The sequence below is a fragment of the Deltaproteobacteria bacterium genome, from assembly GCA_028818775.1.
Classification (GTDB): domain Bacteria; phylum Desulfobacterota; class Binatia; order UBA9968; family JAJDTQ01; genus JAJDTQ01.
This window is the reverse complement of sequence record JAPPNE010000106.1, coordinates 1-5784: the sequence shown is the minus strand read 5'-3', so window position 1 is coordinate 5784 and position 5784 is coordinate 1. Positions and strand designations below refer to the sequence as shown.

Genomic DNA, 5784 nt, shown 5'->3' with positions numbered 1-5784 from the left:
CCGCAACCCACTTAGCCCTTGACTCCCATCACAGATACTCCCGCGGAAGCGGGAAGCTGGATTCCCGCTTCCGCGGGAATGACGATTCAGGGGTTGGTGCCTCCGCTACTCCGAATCGTAGCGGATGAGCGAGAACAGCTCCTGGTCGAGCTTTTCGCGCGGGTTCAGGAAGCCGAGCTCGATGATGCAGGCGTGCTCGACGACGGTGGCGCCGAGTTGCTCCACGAGGGCGGTGGCGGCCACGGCGGTGCCCCCGGTGGCGACGAGGTCGTCCACCAGCAGCGCACGCGTGCCGCGGGCCAGGGCGTCGCTGTGCACCTCCAGGGTGTCGGTGCCGTATTCCAGCTCGTAGGTGGTCTGCAACGTATCGTACGGGAGCTTGCCGGGCTTGCGGATGACGCACAGCCCCTTGCCCAGCCGGTAGGCCAGGGCCGCCCCGATGATGAAGCCGCGGGACTCCACGCCCACGATGGTGTCCACGGGTGCGCTTTCGTAGCGCTCGGCGAACAAGTCGATGGTCCTCCGGAACAGGGCGCCGTCGCTCAGCAGCGGGGTTATGTCCTTGAAGACGATGCCGGGCTTGGGGAAGTCATGAATGTCGCGGATCGCGGCGCGGATCTCTACGATGCCGCGATTGTCCCAATCGTTCATGCGGTTGGGGCTAGCACAGTCACGGCAAATAGGAAAGCGGGTCCCGCGCGACGTTGTTCCTGCGAATCTCGAAGTGGAGGTAGGGCGTGGCGGCCCGGCCGGTGGCGCCCACCTCGGCGATGACCTGCCTCCGGTTCACCTTCTGGCCCTTCCGTACGAGGTTCTTGCGGTTGTGGGCGTAGACCGAGGCAAAACCGCTGCGGTGCCGCAGGATGATGAGGTTGCCGTAGCCGCGCAACTGGTCGCTGTAGATGACCTGTCCCGCCAGCGTGGCAAGCACCGGCGTGCCCGGAGGCGCGGCGATGTTGATGCCGTCGTTGAGGCTGTCGGGGCGCGAATCGAACCTGCCGGTGACCCTGCCCTTGACGGGCCAGGCGAACGTGCGCCGCGCTCCTCTGGAGGGCCGGCGCGCGGCGCGGGTCTCGGCGGATGCGGCCTTGCGCTGTTGCGTATCGGGACGAACCGCCTTGGCGCGCGGAGTCTTGGCGGGAGCGGTGTTCGCCCGCGCGGTGCGCGGTCTTGCCGGCTTGGTGCGGCGGGGCGGGCTCGCGGCCGTGGCGTTGACCGGAGCGGCTTCCTTGATGGGCGTGATGATCTCCACCGGCAGCAGCCGGTGGGCGCCGGGTATGAACAGCCGTCTCCCGATCTGGATGTCGCGCGTGTCCCTGATGCGGTTGATGCGCGCCAGCGTCTGGTGGTCGACGCCGTAGGCCTTGCCGATGCGATAGAGGTTCTCGCCCTTCTTTACGGCATGGAAGACGCCGTTGCGTGCGCGCGCGGGCTTCGGACGGCGTTCATCGCCGGCACGCTTGGCGGCGGCGCGCCGGTTGTCGACCCGTTCGTCGACGTAGCTGCAACCCGCGGCCGCAAGGATGACGTAGAGGAAAAGGAGCGCGAGGGCGCCCCGGGGGCGAACATGGGCTGAGCCAACGGCGTCGTCCACGAACATTCGTACACGACCTTCAGCCAGGCAACACTAACTCGGCCAGCCGTACTTCCCCAGAAGCTTGACGAAGCGACACTCGCCGAGGCTCGTCTCTTCGAGACCGCTGGGCGTGCGGCTCGCGAGCTTCAAGACCTGGGAAGTCTGGTCGCCGATGGGAATGATAAGCCGGCCGCCGCCGGCGAGCTGCTGAGCCAACGGCTCCGGCACACGGGGCGCGCCCGCCGCCACCACGATGGCGTCGTACGGGGCGTGCTCGGACCATCCGAGGGTCCCGTCGCCCACGTGGATCGCCACGTTGTAGTACCGCAGTTCGTCGAGCACGGCGCGGCCCTGCACCGCCAGCCTGCGCAGCTTCTCCACCGAGAACACGTTGGCGCACAACTCCGCCAGCAGGGCGGTCTGGTACGCCGATCCCGTGCCGATCTCCAGGACACGCTCGGTGCCCTTGAGGCCAAGGGCCTGCAGCATGTAACCGACGATATAGGGCTGGGAGATGGTCTGCTTGGCGCCGATGGGCAGCGGGTCGTCGTCGTAGGCGCGGTTCACCAGCGCCGGCTCCACGAACAAGTGGCGCGGCACCTTGCGCATGGCATGGATCACGCGTGGGTCGTTCACGCCGCGGTCCAGCAGTTGGGTCTGTACCATCCGCTCTCTGGCGCCCTCCAGTGCTGTGACGCTGCGGTTGTTGGAACTCACGGCCATTGAGCCATTGGATTGAGCTGACGTGACGGCACCGGTTGCCATGGTCCCGGTAAGGATGATGGTCGGGGCGACTGGATTTGAACCAGCGACCACACGCACCCCAAGCGTGTGCGCTACCAGGCTGCGCTACGCCCCGACATTGCTGCAAATTTTTTAACACCGAAGCGGCAACGGGTCAATTCGCGCACAGCCGGCAGGGAATCCGCGCGGCGGAAGGGGGAACGGACGGGCGTCAGGAAATCAAGTCGCGGAGCGAAACAAGCTCGTCCCTGATCCGGACAAGCTCCCGCCGGTGGTCCGGTTTCTCCCTGGTCCGGTGGTCGTCGGCTTCGCCCTGCTTGAGCTTCTTGCGCGCGCCCTCGATGGTGTAGCCCTCGCCGTGCAGGAGCCGCTTGATCTCCAGCAGCAACTCGACGTCCTTGCGCCGGTACAGCCGGTGGCGGGACTTCGCCTTGGTGGGATTCAGGATGTCGAACTCGGTTTCCCAATAGCGCAGCACGTACGGCTTGAGGTCCAGGAGGGTGCTGACCTCGCCGATCTTGAAGTAGTGCTTGTCCGGAATCACGACGGCCATCGCACCGGATTATATCACGACTGGGCGGAAGCGTCGGGGTCGGAGTCCTCGCCCGCGACGGTGTTCATGTTCTTCTTCAGAGTCTGGCTGGGCTTGAAGGTCAGCACCCGGCGGCCCGCGATGGTGATCTCCTCGCCGGTCTGCGGGTTGCGGCCCTTGCGCGGCTGTTTGCCGTGGATGACGAAGTTCCCGAACCCGGAGATCTTGACCTTGTCGCCTTTCTCGAGCTGGGACTTGATGATTTCGAACGCAGCCTCGACGACGTCGGTGGCCTCCTTCTTGGAGAAACCCACCCTCTCGTAGATCCGGTTGATGATGTCCGCCTTGGTCATCCCTATCCTCTGACGGCCCCGTGGCCGGTCAGGCGTTCAGCGCAACGTGGCGTCGAATTCGGAACACAGCTTGCGGGTGAGGTCCTCGTGCACGCCGTTGACCTCCTGGTCCGTAAGGGTTTTCTCCGCGGACCGGTAGAAGACCTTGTAGGCCAGGCTCTTCTTGCCTTCCTCGATGGGCTCGCCGGTGTATTCGTCGAAGACTTCCACTCGTTCGATGAGTTTCTCATCCAGCTTGTGAACCCAATCGATCACGGTTTGACTCGGAAAGTCCCGCGCCACGACGATGGCGAGGTCGCGCTCGACCGAAGGGAATCGAGGGATGGACCGAACGCGAAAATCCGGTCGAGCATAGTGAACGATCGGGCCGAAGTCAAGCTCGAAAAGGAAGCAGGGGGGCAGGTCCAATTCCTCGCGAACTCGCGGACTTATCTCCCCGACATGGCCCACGCGGGCGTCTTCCGCGAAGACCGTGGCGAACCTTTCCGGGTGCAGGCTCGCGGGCGCCTTCCGGGCCTCCCAGCGGATGCCGGCGCAACCGGTCCCCTCCACCAGGTCCTCGACGATCCCCTTGGCGTCGGCGAACACGAACTCCGGGCTCTCGGCCTTGAGTCCGCGCCGGGGCCGGTGCCCGCGGATGAGTCCGGCCAGGTTCAGCCGCTCGGTGTAGCCGCCGTCACGTCCGAGCGAGAAGACCTTGCTCAGCTCGAAGATCATGGAGCTCTGGCTCCGGCGCTCGGCGTGGGCGTGCAGGTTCTCGACCAGTCCCGGCAGCAGGCTGAGGCGCATCTCGTCGGTTTCCTGGCGCAATGGGTTTGTGATGCGCACGGGTCTGCCGTCTCCGTCCCACAGGCCGCCGAACGCCTGGTTCATCCGCGGCGTGCAGAAGGGCAGGGTCACCACCTCGCTCAGCCCCTGAGTGGTGAGCAGCGTGCGTGCCTTGCGCATCCAGTGCAGCGACGGGTCGTCGGTTCCCGCACCCATGCGCACGGCCGGCAGCGTCGCCGGAATGTTGTCGTATCCGTGGATCCGCGCCAGCTCTTCGACGAGGTCGGCCTCGCGCGTCAGGTCGAAGCGGAATGAGGGCGCGGTCACCTCCAGGGCCTCGGCGGTCGCGCCCTTGACCTCGATGCCGAGGGATTCGAGTATGCCGCGGACACGGTCCGGCGCGAGATCCACTCCCAAGGCGCGCCCGACGCTGGCATAGCGCAGGGTGATGTCGGCCGGCGCGCGGGCGCCCGGATAGACGTCGGCGTAGCCCGGCACCACCCGAGCCTCGCCCATGGCTTCCCACAGCGCCACCGCCCGGTCCATGGCGTAGCGCGTCCCTTCCGGGTCCACGCCGCGCTCGAAGCGGTGGGACGCCTCGGTGTGCATGCCCATGCGCTTGGCCGTGCGCCGGATGGTCAGCGGGTCGAAGTGGGCGCTCTCCAGCAGCACCGACTCGGTTTCCTCGGTGACCTCCGAGCCCGCTCCGCCCATGACGCCGGCCAGGGCGGCGGGCGTGTCCCCGTCGCAGATAAGCAGGTCGTCGGGATGGAGCGCCCTTTCCGACCCGTCCAGCGTGGTGAGCGTGCGCGATGCGCCGGCGGTGCGCACCACGATCCGCCGGCTGGCGATCTGCCGTGCGTCGAAGGCGTGGAGCGGCTGGCCGGTCTCCAGCATCACGTAGTTGGTGACGTCGACGATGTGGTTGATGGAGCGGATGCCGCAGGCCTCGAGCCGGAAGCGCAGCCACGGCGGCGACGGCGCCGGCCGCAGCCCTTCGATGAGCCGCGCCGAGTAACGCGGACACAGGGACGGGTCGAGGATCTCCACCGCCACCGGCAGCGCCGCCGGATGCTCGCGGAGTTGTTCGGGAATCACCGGGGCCTGGACCCGGCCGCCGGTGAGGGCGGCGATCTCCCGCGCCATTCCCAGGATGCTCAGGCAGTCGCCGCGGTTGGGCGTCACCCCCACCTCCAGCATCCAGTCGTCCATGCCCAGGTACGCGTGCACGGGCGCTCCCTCGGGAGCGTCCGCCGGCAGTTCCATGATGCCCCGGTGGTCGTCGGAATACCCGAGTTCCCGCTCGGAGCAGAGCATGCCCTCGGAGGCAACGCCGCGGATGGCGCGCCGCTCGATGGCCTGTCCCGACGGCAGCACCGAACCCGCCCGCAGTAACGCGGTCTTCATGCCCGCGCGCACGTTGGGCGCCCCGCACACGACCCGCCGCCGTTCACCGTCGTCGTGGACCTCGCACACGGAAAGCCGATCTGCGTCGGGGTGCGGCTCCACCTTCTTCACCTCGACGATGAGCGCCCCGACATCCGTCGCCAGCGGCCGCACCGCTTCCACTTCGAGTCCCGCGTGGGTGAGACGGTCGGCCACTTCCTCAGGCCCGAGGGGACCCGCGTCCGCGGGCAACGCCACCATCTCCATCAGCCAGTTGTAGGTCAGCTTCATGATCTTGCAACCAGGGGCCGCGCCGGCGCGATACGTCGCGGGGCGCGGATTTCAAACCCGCGCGTCCCCCATCGCGCCGCGGCTAGTGTGGTGTCTGGTTAATTCGCAGCATAATATGCGGAGGATTTTTCGTT

General features: G+C 67.0%; 6 protein-coding genes and 1 tRNA gene. All 7 read right to left on the bottom strand.

Going from position 1 to position 5784, the window contains the following annotated elements; genetic code table 11:
* Positions 1-105: 105 nt before the first annotated feature.
* The gene (locus OXU42_12645; protein ID MDE0030236.1) at positions 106-651 is read right to left on the bottom strand and encodes an adenine phosphoribosyltransferase; all 546 of its coding nucleotides are present in this window, start codon (positions 649-651) and stop codon (positions 106-108) included.
* Positions 652-670: 19 nt separating this feature from the next.
* Positions 671-1594, bottom strand: a complete 924-nt coding sequence (locus OXU42_12640; GenBank protein MDE0030235.1) for a M23 family metallopeptidase — start codon at positions 1592-1594, stop codon at positions 671-673.
* Between the two features lie 33 nt (positions 1595-1627).
* Positions 1628-2299 (bottom strand): protein-L-isoaspartate(D-aspartate) O-methyltransferase, encoded by a 672-nt coding sequence (locus OXU42_12635; GenBank protein MDE0030234.1) that lies wholly within the window; start codon positions 2297-2299, stop codon positions 1628-1630.
* A 59-nt stretch (positions 2300-2358) separates the two neighbouring features.
* Positions 2359-2435 (bottom strand) — tRNA-Pro (locus tag OXU42_12630).
* A 96-nt stretch (positions 2436-2531) separates the two neighbouring features.
* A complete protein-coding gene (locus OXU42_12625) occupies positions 2532-2873 on the bottom strand; it encodes a MerR family transcriptional regulator (protein MDE0030233.1) in 342 nt (113 codons plus the stop codon).
* Between the two features lie 14 nt (positions 2874-2887).
* Positions 2888-3205 carry an integration host factor subunit alpha gene (locus OXU42_12620; protein ID MDE0030232.1) on the bottom strand — a complete coding sequence of 106 codons (318 nt, stop codon included), beginning with the start codon at positions 3203-3205 and terminating at the stop codon, positions 2888-2890.
* A 36-nt stretch (positions 3206-3241) separates the two neighbouring features.
* Positions 3242-5650, bottom strand: coding sequence for a phenylalanine--tRNA ligase subunit beta (gene pheT / locus OXU42_12615; GenBank protein ID MDE0030231.1), 2409 nt, complete (start codon positions 5648-5650; stop codon positions 3242-3244).
* Positions 5651-5784 lie beyond the last annotated feature (134 nt).

Bases quoted from the DNA above. Each gene is read 5' to 3' on its own strand.
- OXU42_12645 (MDE0030236.1), bottom strand. From the start codon at position 651: ATGAACGATTGGGACAATCGCGGCATCGTAGAGATCCGCGCCGCGATC.
- OXU42_12635 (MDE0030234.1), bottom strand. From the start codon at position 2,299: ATGGCCGTGAGTTCCAACAACCGCAGCGTCACAGCACTGGAGGGCGCC.
- OXU42_12625 (MDE0030233.1), bottom strand. From the start codon at position 2,873: ATGGCCGTCGTGATTCCGGACAAGCACTACTTCAAGATCGGCGAGGTC.
- OXU42_12620 (MDE0030232.1), bottom strand. From the start codon at position 3,205: ATGACCAAGGCGGACATCATCAACCGGATCTACGAGAGGGTGGGTTTC.
- pheT (MDE0030231.1), bottom strand. From the start codon at position 5,650: ATGAAGCTGACCTACAACTGGCTGATGGAGATGGTGGCGTTGCCCGCG.